Annotated in this window: 17 protein-coding genes and 1 pseudogene; 14 read left to right on the plus strand and 4 right to left on the minus strand. The window is 53.3% G+C overall.

The annotated features are described in order from the left end of the window. Positions 1-17: 17 nt before the first annotated feature. Genes FE795_RS08950 through FE795_RS08960 form a run of 3 tightly spaced genes read left to right on the plus strand, consistent with a single transcriptional unit; the run spans position 18 to position 3,450 of the window. Complete coding sequence (locus FE795_RS08950) at positions 18-1,409, plus strand: integrating conjugative element protein (RefSeq protein WP_219234828.1); 1,392 nt, start codon at positions 18-20, stop codon at positions 1,407-1,409. Next, positions 1,406-1,807: a hypothetical protein gene (locus FE795_RS08955; RefSeq protein WP_219234830.1), complete on the plus strand. Its 402-nt coding sequence runs from the start codon at positions 1,406-1,408 to the stop codon at positions 1,805-1,807. Before FE795_RS08950 ends, FE795_RS08955 begins: the two co-directional genes overlap by 4 nt. 14 nt (positions 1,808-1,821) lie before the next feature. Beyond that, entirely contained in the window at positions 1,822-3,450 is a 1,629-nt protein-coding gene (locus FE795_RS08960; protein ID WP_219234832.1) for a conjugal transfer protein TraG N-terminal domain-containing protein, read from the plus strand. A gap of 516 nt (positions 3,451-3,966) precedes the next feature. Here FE795_RS08960 and FE795_RS08965 read toward each other — a convergent pair. Beyond that, positions 3,967-4,275 (minus strand): type II toxin-antitoxin system RelE/ParE family toxin, encoded by a 309-nt coding sequence (locus tag FE795_RS08965; RefSeq protein ID WP_045931310.1) that lies wholly within the window; start codon positions 4,273-4,275, stop codon positions 3,967-3,969. After that, positions 4,272-4,724: an antitoxin PaaA2 family protein gene (locus FE795_RS08970; RefSeq protein WP_045931309.1), complete on the minus strand. Its 453-nt coding sequence runs from the start codon at positions 4,722-4,724 to the stop codon at positions 4,272-4,274. Before FE795_RS08970 ends, FE795_RS08965 begins: the two co-directional genes overlap by 4 nt. A gap of 110 nt (positions 4,725-4,834) precedes the next feature. Here FE795_RS08970 and FE795_RS08975 point away from each other — a divergent pair, with 110 nt between their 5' ends. The 9 genes from FE795_RS08975 (at position 4,835) to FE795_RS17440 (ending at position 11,700) form a co-directional block, all read left to right on the plus strand. Beyond that, on the plus strand, positions 4,835-5,257 hold the full coding sequence (locus tag FE795_RS08975) for a ParB N-terminal domain-containing protein (RefSeq protein WP_131071808.1): 423 nt from the start codon (positions 4,835-4,837) through the stop codon (positions 5,255-5,257). A gap of 88 nt (positions 5,258-5,345) precedes the next feature. Continuing rightward, entirely contained in the window at positions 5,346-5,636 is a 291-nt protein-coding gene (locus FE795_RS08980; RefSeq protein WP_045931307.1) for a DUF1330 domain-containing protein, read from the plus strand. A gap of 137 nt (positions 5,637-5,773) precedes the next feature. Continuing rightward, positions 5,774-6,580 (plus strand): SprT-like domain-containing protein, encoded by an 807-nt coding sequence (locus FE795_RS08985; protein ID WP_045931306.1) that lies wholly within the window; start codon positions 5,774-5,776, stop codon positions 6,578-6,580. A gap of 92 nt (positions 6,581-6,672) precedes the next feature. After that, on the plus strand, positions 6,673-7,161 hold the full coding sequence (locus tag FE795_RS08990; RefSeq protein WP_222668007.1) for a PH domain-containing protein: 489 nt from the start codon (positions 6,673-6,675) through the stop codon (positions 7,159-7,161). A gap of 21 nt (positions 7,162-7,182) precedes the next feature. Next, the gene (locus FE795_RS08995) at positions 7,183-7,941 is read left to right on the plus strand and encodes a DsbC family protein (RefSeq protein WP_131071809.1); all 759 of its coding nucleotides are present in this window, start codon (positions 7,183-7,185) and stop codon (positions 7,939-7,941) included. A 12-nt stretch (positions 7,942-7,953) separates the two neighbouring features. Further along, complete coding sequence (locus tag FE795_RS09000; protein WP_131071810.1) at positions 7,954-8,553, plus strand: hypothetical protein; 600 nt, start codon at positions 7,954-7,956, stop codon at positions 8,551-8,553. 11 nt (positions 8,554-8,564) lie between these two features. Beyond that, on the plus strand, positions 8,565-9,455 hold the full coding sequence (locus tag FE795_RS09005; protein WP_052695811.1) for a hypothetical protein: 891 nt from the start codon (positions 8,565-8,567) through the stop codon (positions 9,453-9,455). A 102-nt stretch (positions 9,456-9,557) separates the two neighbouring features. After that, positions 9,558-9,878 carry an H-NS histone family protein gene (locus FE795_RS09010; RefSeq protein ID WP_045931302.1) on the plus strand — a complete coding sequence of 107 codons (321 nt, stop codon included), beginning with the start codon at positions 9,558-9,560 and terminating at the stop codon, positions 9,876-9,878. 907 nt (positions 9,879-10,785) lie between these two features. Next, positions 10,786-11,700 carry a hypothetical protein gene (locus tag FE795_RS17440; RefSeq protein WP_207307419.1) on the plus strand — a complete coding sequence of 305 codons (915 nt, stop codon included), beginning with the start codon at positions 10,786-10,788 and terminating at the stop codon, positions 11,698-11,700. Positions 11,701-11,864: 164 nt separating this feature from the next. Here FE795_RS17440 and FE795_RS09020 read toward each other — a convergent pair. Together FE795_RS09020 and FE795_RS09025 are read right to left on the minus strand one after the other, a co-directional pair. Next, positions 11,865-12,227: pseudogene (locus FE795_RS09020) on the minus strand (IS6-like element IS6100 family transposase); the annotation flags it as partial. Between the two features lie 189 nt (positions 12,228-12,416). Next, positions 12,417-13,994, minus strand: coding sequence for a methyl-accepting chemotaxis protein (locus FE795_RS09025; RefSeq protein ID WP_001323889.1), 1,578 nt, complete (start codon positions 13,992-13,994; stop codon positions 12,417-12,419). A 309-nt stretch (positions 13,995-14,303) separates the two neighbouring features. On the opposite strand from FE795_RS09025, the gene FE795_RS09030 reads away from it, so the two are divergent. Together FE795_RS09030 and FE795_RS09035 are read left to right on the plus strand one after the other, a co-directional pair. Further along, entirely contained in the window at positions 14,304-14,864 is a 561-nt protein-coding gene (locus FE795_RS09030) for a recombinase family protein (protein WP_001161490.1), read from the plus strand. Between the two features lie 3 nt (positions 14,865-14,867). Next, a complete protein-coding gene (locus tag FE795_RS09035; protein ID WP_001138014.1) occupies positions 14,868-17,834 on the plus strand; it encodes a Tn3-like element TnAs1 family transposase in 2,967 nt (988 codons plus the stop codon). The last annotated feature ends 28 nt before the right edge of the window (positions 17,835-17,862 follow it).

The following is a 17,862-nucleotide window of genomic DNA, read 5'->3' on the forward strand; positions in this document are numbered from 1 at the left end:
GAAGGACGAGAATATCTATGCAACAACCACAACGCCCGTTCACACCGCGCTTGAAACCAGCCGCCATGATGCTGGCTCTTGCGTTGACCTCCATGTGCGTGATGCCCGACGCCTACGCGCAACCCGTACGCGGCTCTTCGCTGTATTACCGAATGGGAGGCGGCTCGCCCGGCGGCTCTGCAAATTATCGCGGCCAGGTCGCTCACAACTTAGGCTTTGGAGGAAATGCTCGACTGAACTATTCATGTGGCAAGTTTGATATAGGCCTATCTTGGGCCAACATCATGAACAACCTCAACAATCTGGGCCAGACGGTGACTGGGGCGATTCAATCTGGTATCGCTGCCCTCCCCTTGTACGTCTTGCAACGGGCACAGCCAGGCCTGTATCAGATTTTCCAAAACTATTCGCAAAAAGTGGATCTCCTGCTTGGGGCCAGCCTTAAATCCTGCGAAGAGATGGAGGCCATGGTCAAAGCGGGCCAGAACCCCTATGAAGATTGGATCAAGATGGCCAAAGGCGAAGGCTGGAAGATCAAGGCCTCTGCGCAAGGCGATATTTACCAGGCGAAAATCGACATTGAGAAAAATGAAGAGGCGAACAAAGCTGGAGTGCCATGGGTCTTTGGCCAAAATGCCGGGGGTGTAGGAGGCCGACCTATTGAGCCGGTGCGAGATCTCTCTGTGGCAGGCTATAACGCTACCCTCAACAAACCAATCACAGCATCAGAGACCACGGACTACAGTAACTCACCTGCCGAGAAAAACTCTCGCCTGGTTCGTGCGTTTAAATCACCGGCAGAACTTGCCCAATGGACTACCGAAGTCCTTGGGGATCAGAAGGTTTATACCTGCGGGCAACATCACTGCCCCGCCCCAACCACGGTCGTGACCTCCAGCGGCCTGGGGCCCAAATATGAAGCCGAAGTCGATTTCGTCCAGCCTAAGCTTGAGGCAATGGCCAACCCATCGAACTCGGCCACTTATGCCGATCTCGCAGAAATCTCAGCTCCTGGCTTTGCCGTATCTCCCCAGTTGCTTGACTCATTACGGGCGATGCCGCCTGACACCCGCAGCATCGCTGTGAACCGCATTGCTCAGGAAATGGCGATGCACCGGGTGATCAATAAAGCGTTGGTGGCGCGTAGCGTGTTGATGACAGGTCTGACCTTACCGGAGGTTACGGCCGCAGGAGATGCTATCCAAAACACCAAGGCTTCGGTCGATCGCTTAAGTGGCTACATTGACGACTTGATGTATGAGGCTCGGATCCGCAAGGATCTGACGTCCCAGACGGCATTGTCGATCATCAACACCCAGTCCGCCATTGATACACAATCACTGAACGTACCGGGTGGCAACCCTGTTGATCCTGCCCCAGCAGTGGGTGGACGGGTGCCTGGACTATGACACAAGTCTCTCTCACCAAAAAACGCAGCTGGCTGTGGCGAGCACTGATATGGCTCGCCATCGGTTTGGCCGGATTTCTCCTGCTCATTGGGCTGCTCGGCGCACTAGCGCAGTCGTTTATCGGACAGGAACATAAACTTCTGAGCCTTCTTGAGGGGACATCGTCAGTACGAGATATTGGAGCAATCGCGCAATGTCTGGCAGCACTACTCATTATTTGGCGCTGGCCAGCCGTCGTGCGCTGGCTTCAAGCCAGGCATATTGTTCAAAGATTCGAATATGAGGCCGTGCTGGCCAGCCGCCGCAAGGTGGCGGCATTTGCCACACTGTACTTAGTTTTGATTCCGATTGGCCTTGACCGCATATGGCGCTGGGTGACAGCGCTCATTGCGGCTTAGCTGGGGAATACGCCATGCAACTAGACAGTTATCTTGAGCTCTTCACCACTTTCTACGGATGGGCGTTTGCCAATATTTTTGGCGAGATCGTGACCGGCACCGGCTTGGTCGTCATCCCCTTTCTTGTGGTAATCCTCAATGCCTGGCGCGAAGCTGGCCAGCGGGGAATGCAAGACATCGGCGTTATGGGTGTCATCAAAAGCGTACAAACGCAGCTCATCGTCATGTTGTTTGTAATGTCGGTCTGCTTTTTCACATCCCCCATCACAAGCCTAACGTATGCGCGCTTGTCGTACGTGCCTCCTCCTTCGATTGATAACCCTAACCCTGTAGAGGCCACACCTGGAGCCAGCGGTAGCACCTACGACACAGCATTACGCGACGCTATTGATGGAAGTATGAGCCAGGCCAGCGGACTGAGTAACGTGCCCCTATGGTGGTATTCCATCATGTCCATCAGCTCTGGGATCAACAATGCCTTTCGCAATGGCATGAATAATTCCGGATCTGATATGCGGGTTCTGGAGGATATGGCCAAGAATGCCACAATCGAAGACCCCGCCTTGCTCGGTGATGTGCAACGCTTCTATAGCGAATGCTTTATCCCGGCACGCAGTCAGTATTTGCGCAGCGATCGCAGCAGAATCAGTGCATCAGGTGCCTCGATCTTGGCAGAATCCAATACCGACTATGGGCCTACCGATGTGGATTGGATGGGCAGCCAGTTTTTCAGAACTGAGCCTGGGTATTACGCCTCCATGCGCAGCCGTGCTCCGGTCACCGGTTTTGCGATCGATTACTCCCGCGATACTGAGTACTACGACCCATCGAGCGACGTGGACCCACAAGTTACCGGTGCCGTAAACCCAGAGTTTGGACGCCCAACCTGCAAGCAATGGTGGGAGGATCAGCTACGAGAAAAGCTGATCGATGGCAGCCCAGGTGTTCGAGCGTTCGCATCCAGAGCGGCGAACGTCCTCACATTTACGTCGTTCGATAAGCAAAAGGATGAAGTGGCTCGGCTAGCATCAACCGCAGCCAATCCCGTCTTTGTTGATTTTGACCAAATGATGGGGAACCCTTATGACGCTGCTACAGTCGCAGGTCGAACCATAACAGGCGCCGGGAGCACGCTCGGTGTAGGAGGCGCAGCTTTCATGGCCAGCATGGCATGGATGCCATTAGTGACTTCGTTACCTATGATTCAAGCATTGGTCCTCATGGGCATCTACGCTTTTCTTCCCTTGGCCACCTTGGTCAGCGGCTTCAGTCTTCGGGTGTTGTTCCTAGGAGCCATGGCCATTCTTACAATCAAAATGTGGGCATCGATGTGGTACATCGCCACCTGGATCGATGGTCATCTAATCAATGCGATGTATCCTGGCGCGCTAGGCAATATTTTTGTTCAAGAAGCCATGATGATCGGCAAAGGAGCGATTCCAGCAGGCTACAAACGAATGGTGCTGAACACGATATTATTGTCGTTGTATGTCGGGCTACCGGTTATTTGGTCTTCGATGATGGCGTGGGCTGGATTTAGAGTAGCAGGCGGTATAGACGAGCTAATGACCAGGAACGGGAACTCTGCTGCAGGGTCGGGCAAGCCCCCGTTGTTGGGTAGGTTATTTGGAGGTAAGAAATAAAGTCTTATCTGCCTAAATAAGACTTGATTCCAACGGCACTGGTAAATCAAGACTGGGTCTATGCTTGCTAAGTTCAAGCCAGCATAGATCACTTTAGGCTGTAGATGGATTGCTTCCGGTACCTATCATTAATCTAGGTCACTTTTTTGCTGATCCCAGTAATACCGCCAATTAGGATGCATCCTATCAAACGGGTCGGGGATCTCTGCCCCTGAAGTATGATCTTCCTTCCTACTACTTGCATTTATTAACATAAGAAGAAACTCAACGGCGAGCACCACCCCTATCCATGCCACTCGTGCAAGAAAAATACTTCCATGTCGTGCTAGTTTCAGGGCATATTTCATATGCTCTAATTCTCCTCACACCCAGTATTATTTAACGAGATCACGAAAACAGTTGGGGACACTTCAATTTCTATAGTGTATCAGCACCTTTTTTAAAGGTCTCACCTACCCTGTCAGTTTTAACGTACAACGCCTTACAAAAACAATTTCTGCCTATTTGCTCAAAACCCTACGGCATCCGCTGTGCTACGTGCTTCAGACGTAGAATTTCTACAGTCGCCTCCGACTCTCGCACTCGATAGAACACAATATAGTTTCGATGGATAACCAGCTCCCGCACATATGCAGGAAGGCCTGGTCGTCCTACCCTGCCCATCTCTGGATGCTTAGACAAAGGGTGGATTTTGTCTCGCAGCTCATGACCAAAGGTATCCGCACGTACTGGGCTATCCAAAGCGATGTAGTCAATGATCTTAACCAGATCTTCCTCAGCCTTTGGCCGCCAAACTATTTGGTAGAAACGCGCAGCTTGAATCATTTATTACGCACTGCTGCTGTTTTAATCTGTTGAATGCGGGATCCCATCCTGGCCATTACATCCTCATGTGGCACGCTTGGTCGCTCATCTTCCAAAGAGTCGGCAATTTCAGCAGCAAGCCAACCGTTATAAGCGGCCGCTTCGTGCGCATCACGTAAGGCCTCCGCCCGACTTTGTCGGCTACGTGTCATATCCTTTTGCGTAGGGTCCCAGTTCGTCACGTCTAGCTTTGCTATGGCGAGCCCTAAGTCACGCAACATCACCAAAGCAGATGTCGGATTGCCAAAACGGCGTGGCTCCTTACTTCTTGCCTTGGTCAAGACAGCGTCCTGGCCACTTCGAGTGGCAATCTCAACGAAGAAACCACCGCCTTGGCCTTTGAGTGTTACGCCAGTCACGCCTCCCGCATCTGCGGTGGCTCGTAGCTGTTCAAGTGTGATAAAACGCATAGTATGCCCTCCTATCAAGCAGGAACCATTTTACACTAATCCTGCGCACATTTGATAGAAATCATGCGCAACTCTCTTCACATCCACAAAGGAACTTAAGGAATCGGTGTATGAGTCGAACTTTTTCCCTGGAAGATTTCATCCCTTCGCCTCCTCCTCCCCGTCGCGAATACGAAAGCTATCATCCCATCCCGGAACATGAATCGTTCCTGGCACTCACCATCGACATGAGTCTTCTCGCTAATGCACTGACTGGAGACAGGAGCTGGTGCACAAATCGGGTAGACCGACGGCCAGGTGAATCCTATAAGCCTTTCAAGTACGAACAGGCTGTCGCCTCCATCTCAAATAAAGAAACAATCTATATGCCTTGGTTGTATTTCGATGAAGGCCGTACAAGAATCATGGATGGTCGCCATCGACTTTACGCCCTGCTAGATGCTGGCTACACCCATGTGACTGTCCAGATAAGGCCTGCGTGTGTCCCCATGGTCTCCACTCTCGTAGAGAAAAAAAGCCTTTATTCAAATTGATGAATTTATCCCAGACCTCCACAGTGCAGCTGTAGATTCAGAGTATCTAAGACTCGTTAATCACGAAATAAATGGAGTTGATCAGGTTATGCCTGCATACGTGCATATAAATCTTCGAGTGATAGACCCTTCTAAGCAGGCCGCGCTTGCGCCCCGCTTCCAGCTAGCTCTCCAAGAGGCGGGCGGGCGAATTCTGCACTTTGGACCCGTTGCGCAAGTTTTAGAAGGCGAAGCCCCCCAATACCCATTAGCAGGCGTATTTGAGTTTCCAACCTTGGCCCAGGCATTGGAGTTTTACAACTCGGATAAATATGCACCGATTAAAGCTGAACGAAGAGAGGCTCAACAAGCCCAAATGTTCATTGTGGAAACTGCATAAATCCAACTGCTTGCTCCCAACAAAATACTCCGCCTCTCACTGACTTCGTTGTGAAGCTCTAGCGACACAACGAAGTCACAGCCAAGCCAAGTAAAATTAGTGTATTGTGCAATACAAACCCTTCTTTTAAAGCTGCTATGAGCATCAGAAAAGTACCGACTCATCAAACTTATGCCGAGCTGCAACAGGCTTACGATCACTTCAATAATGCCCTGTTCGACGGAGGGTTGCCCAACTGTCTGATCACCTTACAACGCGAGAAACGCTCAATGGGCTATTTCTCAAGCCAGCGATTTGTAGATGCTCAAGGCACCTATACAGACGAAATAGCGATGAACCCGGCCTACTTTGCCGTCGTGCCCTTGATCGAAACTATGCAGACTTTGGTACATGAAATGTGCCATCTCTGGCAATTCCATTTCGGCAAGCCTGGGCGTGGCAGGTATCACAATGAAGAGTGGGCCTCGAAGATGGAAGCGATTGGACTGATGCCCTCTTCGACTGGCCAACCTGGTGGCGCTCGCACTGGCCAACTCATGGCTGATTATGCGATTGAGGATGGCAAATTTGTGAAAGCGTGCGCCGATCTGCTCACCCAGTCATTCTGTCTGACCTGGTACGATCGCTTCTCACATGCCGACGCACCTCGTAGTGCCGCTGAGCGCTTGGACATCTCAGTAGGAGGTGGAGCTCCTCCATACATCGCACTTCCAGCACTCACTCAAGCTTTGGCATCCAGTGCCACCTCCACGAGCAACGGCGCCCAGGGCGACGAGAGCCTGCCGGTAAAACCCACCGGCAATTCAAACCGATGGAAGTACGTCTGCCCATGCGGCACAAGCGTCTGGGGTAAACCAAAGTTGAAGATTATCTGCGGATCCTGTGAAAGCCCTTTCACATCGCCGGACGCAGCTCGACTAAGCACCAACAGCGAATCGGCCTAGAATTGATTTAAAGGCTTGTCAAGTCGAAACCCTTGGTTATGTGCCCAAGGGTTTGAACAGACACACACTTCATGCGGCCCTACAGTGGCCACATGGACCCATTCGACACTCCTACTCCACTATCACAGGCAGCTGCCAGCCACATTGCGCCTCCTGCATCCACGCGAGAGACAGAACTTATTTGGGTAGGCACAGAAGGCCAGCTCATCAATGCGGGCTGGTTCATTGTCGCTATCCTGTTCTGCTGGACAGTCATTCCTGTCCTTTGGGCGATCTACCGATACCTTAAGGTTGCCAATCATCGCTATGAACTGACGAACCAACGCCTACTGGAGTACAGCGGGATCCTCGTTAAACGTGTCGAAACCCTGGAGTTATACCGGGTAAAAGACATCGCCGTTTCCGGCACCCTCTTTCAAGCCCTGTTCGGCCGTGGCCGTGTCGTTTTGCAAACCACTGACGCCTCGACGCCGACCGTGCACATCAGCGCGATCGCTAGCCCTCAGCACGTCTCCCAACTTATTCGTGACGCGGTCGAACAATGCCGTGTCGCCCGAGGCGTTCGCGCCTTTGATTACTGACAACCAGGATTCTTCCGAACAATGCTTACCTCAACCTATTCCCCTTCTTCTTTGCTGATTCGCCTGGCAGCCAGTGCAAGCCTTAGCCTGGGACTGGCCACAGCGTCCTGGGCTCAAAGCGTACCGTCTGACGTGCAAGCAGCTATTGAGGAACACACTCAAGGTTCTGTCCCCATCGATAGCATCTCAACCACGCCTATTGCCGGCATCTACCAGGTCACTAGTGGCAACGAGATTTTCTACAGCGACTCGACCGGGCGGTACGCATTTGTCGGCGGCGCCCTCATGGACATGAAAGACCGCCGTGATGTGACCGCACCAGCCCTTGAGAAGCTCAACACGATCCCATGGGAATCACTACCGCTGAGTCAAGCCATTGTGCAGGTCCATGGCAACGGACAACGCAAGATGGCCGTCTTTGAGGATCCGCTCTGCCCCATCTGCCGCGTGTTCACAAAATTCGTCGATCAGCTTGAAAACGTAACGGTCTATCGATTTGTCTTTCCCGTTATTGACCCGCAATCAGCCCCCATTGCCCGTAAAGCTTGGTGTTCAACAGACCGAAACACCGCTTGGAACATGGTCATGAATGGTCGAAATATTGATGGCCGTGAGGACTGCGACATTTCTGGTTTGGTGGAGATTTTAAAGTTTGGAGAAGCAAACAATATCGCTAACACACCTACAGTTATATTGGGCAACGGAAAGCGGTTAGTTGGCGCAACACCTCCAGAGCAATTTATTGCAGAATTAGATGCTTCAGAGTTATCAAAAAACTAAGGGAAGATAAAGATGAAGTTTAATAAATTAGCCAGCATCGCATTTACGTTCTCGCTAGTAATCTCTAACCTAGCACAGGCACAAGGCACTAACAGCCAAAGCAATCTACCGCCTGGGCTTAAGTGGGAGCCGATGACGGTGGTCGGTTTTAATACAGGATCTATGGAGCTTCCTCACGCTTCTCGTGCGGAAATGAGTCTTGCTAGAAATATTTGGGAAAAGGAAATTGAATCAACTGGATCTGGCTTAACGCCCGGATCGAAAATGGCGTCTTTCATCTTAATAAAACCGTATTCAGTAAACGGCAGCCAATTCGTTTTTTCAATCTTTAGCTCCGGTTTTTCTAATGGCTGCATTCCTCCCGCCAACGGTCGTGGAATTGAAGATATGTATTCCGTCTGCCCGATGCGCGTGACTCAAATGAATAGCAGCAAGTCCGTATCGAAGGATTTTCCTGAATACTGCCATCTCTATCCTGAGCCAGCTGATAAACCGGGAGAAATCAATCAATCTCAAATTGCTTTCGACCGAAACACGATGACTGCTTATTTTCGCATTATCCAACATGGCAAGCACGTGAAATCGTGCGATAGAACCCTACGAATCCAATAAAAGGCAAAACAGTGATACGCAAGCGATCGATCTCAGGGTGGCTTTTATATACAGCCTCAGCGGTAGCATTCGCAGCAGCACTTGTTACGGCAGCACAAGTGGCGGATGCTGTCCGCAACTCACCCAACGCCAGCCCATGGCTCAAGGCAAATGCGGATGCCGTAGGCCGGTTGGCCATGTTTGAATCGAGTGGGCAGCTTGACATCTATAACGGGTCTTGTTGTACAGGCATCCTGCAGATGAACAAAACCAATATCCGTGAATATGCAAAAACAACCCCTGATGATTTTGCAACTTGGGACTTGCAACGCCAAGTCGATGCTTGGACAAAACTGACCACTGATGCCATGCAAGCACGGGCTCCCAAGACTCTTGCGGGACTGGGAACGTTCGATGGCCGAGAAGTCGATGGTGATATGGTACTGGCATGCGTCCAGCTCGGAATCGGGAATTGCCAGAAAATGATCAACTCAGGCAGTTGTAACGGCTTTGCGGATATCAATGGGACGACCATCTGCAAAATGGCTGACCGAATACGAAATGGCCCGCCTACGGGTAATAACGGCGATCCAGTAGACGACATCATTCGACCAAACCCTGATCAAGGTGGCACCTACCGACCACCCATCGATCCGTGTATCCGTGAAGGTGAAGCCTGCCTGCCTTTAACCGAAAGCCTGGAGCAAGGATTTGCATCTGGATCTGGCGTCAGCATGGGCAATTTAAGAGCGATCATTTTTGCGATATCAACTGCTTTTGTTACCCTTATCTTGATGTCGTTTATTACGGCGCTTTTTCGAAACTACTCAACTGGTTCAATCGAAAAGGTTGAGCTTGTAAGTGGCGTACAGAAAACCATCATGATCGGAATGTCATTCATTGTTGTGATGTCGTTGTTCTAACTCAAGAAAAAAAGTTAGCCAGGCCGCTGGTGCCTGGCCAACATCCACGTTAGAAAGGCCACCTCTCAGTTTCGCCGGTTGAGAGATAATAAAGAGGAACGCATGAGAAAAGAATTTAATTCCATCACCGAAATAAAAAATGAAATTGCTCGACTGCAACGTGATGCCGATAAATTGAAACAGAAAACAAGATCTAAAGTAATCAGCGATATTCTTCGCTCGATGAAGGAGCACGACCTAACACCTGAAGATATTGCCCAGGCGTTTCACAAAAACCCGTTAAAGACGAAAGCAGTATCGAAAATCAGGTATCAGCACCCAGATGGTCATACGTGGACTGGTAGAGGACGCACGCCGACATGGATCAAGCAAATTGAATCGGAAGGCCGTTCCCGTGAAGACTTTGCTGTTAGCAGTAATTGAACTCAAACTATGGAGGCTGGCAACATGCTCAACTCAAACCCACAAATAGCAGAAATCCAAGCCCTGGATGGACGCGTCGCTTCAACGCTGTCCCCTATGGAAACGGCTGTTCTGAACCTCTACCATGCCCGAGGCCGAAAGTACGGTATATCCGTGACCGTCACTAATCGAGCCGACCCAATAAAGGTGGCTAAGGATAATTTGGAAATAGGCTGACTAGAAATCCCACGGGGTCATTACTTGCTAAATACACAAACCTGCGAAGGAGCCAACTAAAATGGGTACATCCACAGTAATTCTTTTATTTCGTTTCTACGGCTTAACATTTGTGGGAGGCTTAGCCTCGTTAATTCTTGGATTAATCGCCATCTATGAGTGGAAACCAGATCCACCTGACTCAGCTTTTGTGACCATTGGAGGAGCGCTAGGCCCCTACCCATACTATATTTTTGTGTTAATCGGTGCTTTGATGACTCTCTATGCTGTGACTAGCGCGATATCAATGAAAAGGAGGCTAAGTGGATACCGTTGAGGAAATAACGCTGATACAGATTAATCATTGACCAAAAAGCGATTTCTGTTTTTCAAAATCAATGATCACTTTCATTACAGACGTCAGACCTGGTGAGACCAATATCCTGACTTCTATCCGTTATTCTCGTTTACTCGTGACTTCTCTCGAAGGCGAGGTCTTGGGCAGCCTCTCTGCTCCCCAACAAGGCTGGACTACAGAAACATTGAACGCAGAGGCAGAGCGCCTCATCCCTCTAACCAGATGGGGAGCAGATGCTTACCTCGGGCACCACTGGGTAGGAAGCACAGAAGTTTAAATTTCGGGAATATGTTCGATTATCCGTTGAGCCTCTATTGCCCCCCATTGACCACTCTTTTACTCACGGCATCAACCATGAAAAATAATGTGGCGCAGCCATTGAACTACTCTGCACACGCCATCGAAGACTTGCGTGATCTTGAATTCTCTTTGCGAAGCGCGGCCCCGCAATCAGCCAGAGTTTATCGACGCTTGATAGAGATGTTGCAACACAGCGTTAAATTTATCTTGCCGAACTGTTGTGATCTCATTGCCCCGGAAGACCTTCGACAAGCCCACCTAGACCTTACTCGCCTCCCCTTCCCATGCGTGACCTTTGAAGCGCCATGGGAGAAAGATGGGGAGGTTGAGCAATTAGGCGACTTTCAATTTTCACGATCGACTAAACGTATTGCTCTTTGTTGGGAGGCCAGTCCAGAGTATGAATTATTGCCTGGGCTAAACAATATTCTTAAAGCCTTTCCTGAAGGAGGCGTTTTCGTTCTCCCTATCTATTGGGGACCTGAGCATCGACAATGGACAGTTGCTCTCGGTGGTTCGTTCCTTCCCTACGAAAACACCCTCCAAGAGGTGGATCTAGAGCAGACCTTACCAGCAAGCCGCATCGCCCACAAAGCCACCATCGAGGCAGGTCTATCCAACTCTAAAGCCAAGCATTTCAGAGCTGAGCCTTTCTATCTGTTTCCCGAGTTTTATGAGCAAGCCTTGTCCAACTATGGTGGTGACATTGAGAAGGTATATGCACAAATCATCCTTGACTCAAGGGACGAAGTGCAGGCGGTTGTGCAGGCCTGCAGCGTCATCAACTGCTCCAATGTAACAACGGAAGAAATCAGTGCACCGGCCGCATTGAACAAGAAACGCATGAAGAAAGGCCAGCAACCGTTTTTCACTTACAAAATCTTGCAGCTAACTGATGAGCAACACGAAACTCACAAGCGTGGAGCTTGTCATTTTCAGAAGACGACTGCACCAGTTGATTGGGCGTAATGGCTGTTGTGCAGCCAGCTCCTGACAGTTCAATATCAGAAGTGATCTGCACCAATCTCGACTATGCTCAATACTCGTGTGCACCAAAGCGAGGTGAGCATGGCGACGGAGGCTCTGTTGCAAAGATTGGCGGCAGTCAGAGGTAGGCTGTCGCTCTGCGCCGATCAGGCGGCTGCTGCGAAATGGTGGTTGAGCATGCCCATGGCCTCCGTCAGCGCCGAGGGCCCAATGCCAAAAGCTCTCTCCACAAGGCGCACCTCGCCCCTGATGCCGGGCTGCAGGCACCAGGGGCGAGCCTGTCCTTTGCGCAGGGCTCGCATGACTTCGAATCCCTTGATCGTGGCATAGGCCGTGGGGATCGATTTGAAACCGCGCACCGGCTTGATCAGTATCTTGAGCTTTCCGTGATCGGCCTCGATCACGTTATTGAGATACTTCACCTGCCGGTGGGCCGTCTCCCGGTCCAGCTTTCCTTCGCGCTTCAATTCGGTGATCGCTGCACCATAGCTCGGCGCTTTGTCGGTATTGGGGGAACCGCAGAATTCGGAAAAAATCGTACGCTAAGCTAACGGTGTTCTCGTGACAGCTCTTTGACTAGGCTTTCTAAGGCCATTCTGATAGCCCTGACTTCCTGAAAAGCCATGGCTAAAATTTGTGCGGCTAAAAGGGATAACCGATGGTAAAGTAAGTTATCCCTGTCGAGATACTGAAAAGCGTTATCCTCGTTTTTCCCAAAACTGTTTTGCCAGTTCGCTCAGAGCGCTAGTTAACTGAGCGACAGATTTCGCACTTTGCAAATTATTCTGCCCGGTCTGTACATTGGTATCAGCAGCATCGCGTATATTGATAATACTGCGGTTTATGTCTTCACTTACTGCTCCCTGCTGCTCGACCGCAGTCGCTATTTGCGCGTTCATGTCGGTAATTTCGTTAACGCGTTGGCCAATTCCATCAAGAGCTGTAGCTGCTTCCTCTGCGTGAGCTACACTCGTGTGCGCTTGCCGACTACTTTGCTCCATGACTGTAACAGCGGATTGCGCTCGCTCTTGTAGAGCGCTGATCATGCTTTGAATATCCGTTGTCGATTGCTGTGTGCGAGCAGCAAGACTGCGAACCTCATCGGCGACAACAGCAAAACCACGCCCCTGCTCACCAGCACGCGCGGCCTCAATTGCTGCGTTGAGTGCCAACAAATTCGTTTGCTCGGCGATCCCTCGTATAACGTCAAGAACTTTTGATATCTCGTTACTTTGACCTTCAAGCTCATGAATAACCTGAGTGGCTTGCCTAATTTCACCTTCAAGGGCAGTGATTGACTGGCTTGTGTGGGCTACCAGACGCTGGCCAGATGCCGTCTCAGTGTCTGCTCTTCCGGCCGCATCTGCAGCATGCTGTGCATTGCTCGCAACCTCTTGAATGCTTGCCACCATTTGGTTTACTGCCGTTGCTATTTGATCTGTCTCTGCCTGCTGCTCAACTGTAAGTACATTGCTTGACTCAATATCCTTTAGTAGGCCTCGGGTGTGTTCGCTAAGCCGATTTGATGCATCACCTATGCGACCTACTATGGCGCCTGTTTCAGCTTGCATCATTCGTAAAGCAAACTCTATTTGGCCAAACTCATCGGTGCGCCCAGTGTAGAGGGATTGACTTAATGGGTTATTGGAAATATTCCTGGCTCTTTCAACCAGTCTTCCAAGAGGAGAGAGAATAGCCAAAACACTAACAGAGCTTAAGCTTCCTGACATTAAAGTGGCTAACAATAAGCTGCTTATTGATGTATCAGTAAGCATGCCGGCAGCCATTGCGCTTGATATAATACTACCCCATATGAGCAAGAGTATTTTCACGGAAAAGCTAGCAGCCAATTTCGGCCTCGCGGCCTTCCCGCTTCTCAATTGAGCATATAATTTTTCCGCAGCCAAAACCTGCTCAGGTTCAGGCTTGGTCCTTACAGACTGGTATTCAACAATCGAACCATTCTTAGCTATTGGCGTTACATAAGCACTTACCCAATAGTGGTCGCCATTTTTACAGCGATTTTTTACTAGCCCCATCCATGAGCGGCCAGATTTTAATGTACTCCACATATGCTCAAATGCAGCAGGCGGCATATCTGGGTGTCTTACGATGTTGTGAGGCTGGCCTAATAGTTCTTCCTCAGTGAAACCACTGATTTTAATGAAGTCAGGATTAACGTACGTGATATGGCTTTGAGGGGAGGTAGTCGAAAGAATATTGGCATCTTTTGGGAGTTCTAAGTTTCGACCCGTCACTGGTAAATTCTGGCGCATAAGAACCTCAAGGGTTGGCTGTTTTATTTTATTGTTTTCGGCATTAAGCCCAATTTCTTGAGCGTTACGATAAAGCTAGCATGGAAACGATAGGTGCAAGCAAGTTAAGGGTTGCATCGCGCATGTCAATCTAGGCTATACCCTAACTTGATGTCAGGCAGGGCCGCGCCGCTTCGTCAGAATAGAGTCTGCTTTCCCATTTTTTGACACATGCCCGCGAAGGTTATAGATTTCAGCCTGACAGAAATGGGCTTTGAGGCACAACGGAACAGAAAGTGCACTTAAGCCGCCTTCAACCAAGGAGACATCGTGCAGGGGCACCGCATCGGCTACGTCCGGGTCAGCAGCTTTGACCAGAACCCGGAACGCCAGCTGGAACAAACCCAGGTGAGCAAGGTGTTCACCGACAAGGCATCGGGCAAGGACACCCAGCGCCCCCAGCTCGAAGCGCTGCTGAGCTTCGTCCGCGAAGGCGATACAGTGGTGGTGCACAGCATGGATCGGCTGGCCCGCAACCTCGATGACCTGCGTCGCTTGGTACAGAAGCTGACTCAGCGCGGCGTGCGCATCGAGTTCCTGAAGGAGGGCCTGGTGTTCACTGGCGAGGACTCGCCGATGGCCAACCTGATGCTGTCGGTGATGGGGGCCTTCGCTGAGTTCGAGCGCGCCCTGATCCGCGAGCGGCAGCGTGAGGGCATCGCCTTGGCCAAGCAGCGTGGCGCGTACCGGGGCCGCAAGAAAGCCCTGTCCGATGAGCAGGCTGCTACCCTGCGGCAGCGAGCGACGGCCGGCGAGCCCAAGGCGCAGCTTGCCCGCGAGTTCAACATCAGCCGGGAAACCCTCTACCAGTACCTCCGCACGGACGACTGACACATGCCGCGTCGCTTGATCCTCTCGGCCACGGAGCGGGACACCCTGCTTGCGCTGCCGGAAAGCCAGGATGACCTGATCCGCTACTACACCTTCAACGACTCCGACCTGTCGCTGATCCGCCAGCGACGCGGCGACGCCAACCGCCTCGGCTTCGCCGTGCAGCTCTGCCTGCTGCGCTACCCCGGTTACGCGCTGGGAACCGACAGCGAGCTGCCCGAGCCGGTCATCCTGTGGGTGGCGAAGCAAGTCCAGGCCGAGCCGGCGAGCTGGGCAAAGTACGGCGAGCGCGACGTGACCCGTCGCGAGCATGCCCAGGAACTGCGCACCTACCTGCAACTGGCCCCGTTCGGCCTGTCCGACTTCCGCGCCCTGGTGCGCGAGCTAACCGAGCTGGCCCAGCAGACCGACAAAGGCTTGCTGCTGGCCGGTCAGGCCCTGGAGAGCCTACGGCAGAAACGACGCATCCTGCCGGCGCTGAGCGTGATTGACCGGGCCTGCTCGGAAGCCATTGCGCGAGCCAATCGGCGGGTCTACCGCGCCCTGGTCGAACCACTCACGGACTCGCATCGGGCCAAGCTGGACGAGCTGTTGAAGCTCAAGGCCGGCAGCAGCATCACCTGGTTGACCTGGCTGCGCCAGGCACCGCTGAAACCCAACTCTCGGCACATGCTGGAACACATCGAGCGGCTGAAGACATTTCAGTTGGTGGACTTGCCCGAAGGCCTGGGCCGGCACATCCACCAGAACCGCCTGCTCAAGCTGGCCCGCGAGGGTGGGCAGATGACGCCCAAAGACCTCGGTAAGTTCGAGCCGCAGCGCCGCTACGCGACCCTGGCCGCCGTGGTGCTGGAGAGCACCGCGACCGTGATCGATGAGCTGGTCGATCTGCATGACCGCATCCTGGTCAAGCTGTTCAGCGGCGCGAAGCACAAGCATCAGCAGCAGTTCCAGAAGCAGGGCAAGGCGATCAACGACAAGGTGCGCCTGTACTCCAGGATCGGCCAGGCGCTGCTGGAAGCGAAGGAAAGCGGCAGCGACCCCTATGCCGCCATCGAGGCGGTGATTCCCTGGGACGAGTTCACCGAGAGCGTCAGCGAGGCCGAGCTGCTGGCCCGGCCGGAAGGCTTCGACCACCTGCACCTGGTCGGCGAGAACTTCGCCACCCTGCGCCGTTACACGCCGGCCTTGCTGGAGGTGCTGGAACTGCGCGCCGCGCCGGCCGCGCAAGGCGTGCTGGCAGCCGTGCAGACCCTGCGTGAGATGAACGCCGACAACCTGCGCAAGGTGCCGGCCGATGCACCCACGGCCTTCATCAAGCCGCGCTGGAAGCCGCTGGTGATCACCCCGGAAGGCCTCGACCGGAAATTCTACGAAATCTGCGCCCTGTCCGAGCTGAAGAACGCCCTGCGCTCCGGCGACATCTGGGTCAAGGGCTCGCGGCAGTTCCGCGACTTCGACGACTACCTGCTGCCGGCCGAGAAGTTCGCCGCACTCAAGCGCGAGCAGGCCCTGCCCCTGGCGATCAACCCGAACAGCGACCAGTACCTGGAAGAGCGTTTGCAGCTGCTGGACGAGCAGTTGGCCACCGTCACCCGCCTGGCCAAGGACAACGAGCTGCCCGATGCCATCCTCACCGAGTCAGGGCTGAAAATCACCCCGCTGGATGCGGCGGTGCCGGATCGGGCGCAGGCGCTGATCGACCAAACCAGCCAGTTACTGCCGCGCATCAAGATCACCGAACTGCTGATGGACGTGGACGACTGGACGGGCTTCAGCCGCCACTTCACCCACTTGAAGGACGGGGCCGAGGCCAAAGACAGGACGTTGCTGCTGTCCGCAATCCTCGGTGATGCGATCAACCTCGGGCTGACCAAGATGGCCGAGTCGAGCCCCGGCCTGACCTACGCCAAGCTGTCCTGGCTGCAAGCCTGGCACATCCGCGACGAAACCTATTCGGCGGCCTTGGCCGAGCTGGTCAACCACCAGTATCGCCACGCCTTTGCCGCCCACTGGGGCGACGGCACGACCTCATCCTCCGATGGCCAGCGCTTCCGCGCGGGTGGCCGGGGCGAGAGCACCGGGCACGTCAACCCGAAGTACGGTAGCGAGCCGGGACGGCTGTTCTATACCCATATCTCCGACCAGTACGCGCCGTTCAGCACCCGCGTGGTGAATGTCGGCGTCCGCGATTCCACCTATGTGCTCGACGGCCTGCTGTACCACGAGTCCGACCTGCGGATCGAGGAGCACTACACCGACACGGCCGGCTTCACCGATCACGTCTTTGCCCTGATGCACCTGCTAGGCTTCCGCTTCGCGCCGCGCATCCGCGACCTCGGCGAAACCAAGCTGTACGTGCCGCAGGGCGTGCAAGCCTACCCGACGTTGCGCCCGCTGATCGGCGGCACCCTGAACATCAAGCACGTGCGTGCCCACTGGGACGACATCCTGCGCCTGGCCAGCTCGATCAAGCAGGGCACCGTCACCGCCTCGCTGATGCTGCGCAAGCTCGGCAGCTACCCGCGCCAGAACGGACTGGCCGTGGCCCTGCGCGAGCTGGGCCGGATCGAGCGCACGCTGTTCATCCTGGACTGGCTGCAAAGTGTTGAACTGCGCCGCCGCGTGCATGCCGGCCTGAACAAAGGTGAGGCGCGCAACTCGCTGGCCAGGGCGGTGTTCTTCAACCGCCTTGGGGAAATCAGGGATCGGAGCTTCGAGCAGCAGCGCTACCGGGCCAGCGGCCTCAACCTGGTGACGGCGGCTATCGTGCTGTGGAACACGGTGTACCTGGAACGCGCCACCCAGGGGTTGGTCGAGGCCGGCAAGCCGGTGGACGGCGAGCTGCTGCAATTCCTGTCGCCGCTGGGCTGGGAGCACATCAACCTAACCGGCGATTACGTCTGGCGGCAGAGCCGCAGACTGGAAGACGGGAAGTTTCGGCCCTTACGGATGCCCGGAAAACCTTAGCGTACGATTTTTTCCGAATTCTGCGGGC

Source organism: Alcaligenes ammonioxydans, assembly GCF_019343455.1.
In the GTDB taxonomy this organism is placed as follows: Bacteria; Pseudomonadota; Gammaproteobacteria; order Burkholderiales; family Burkholderiaceae_B; genus Alcaligenes; species Alcaligenes ammonioxydans.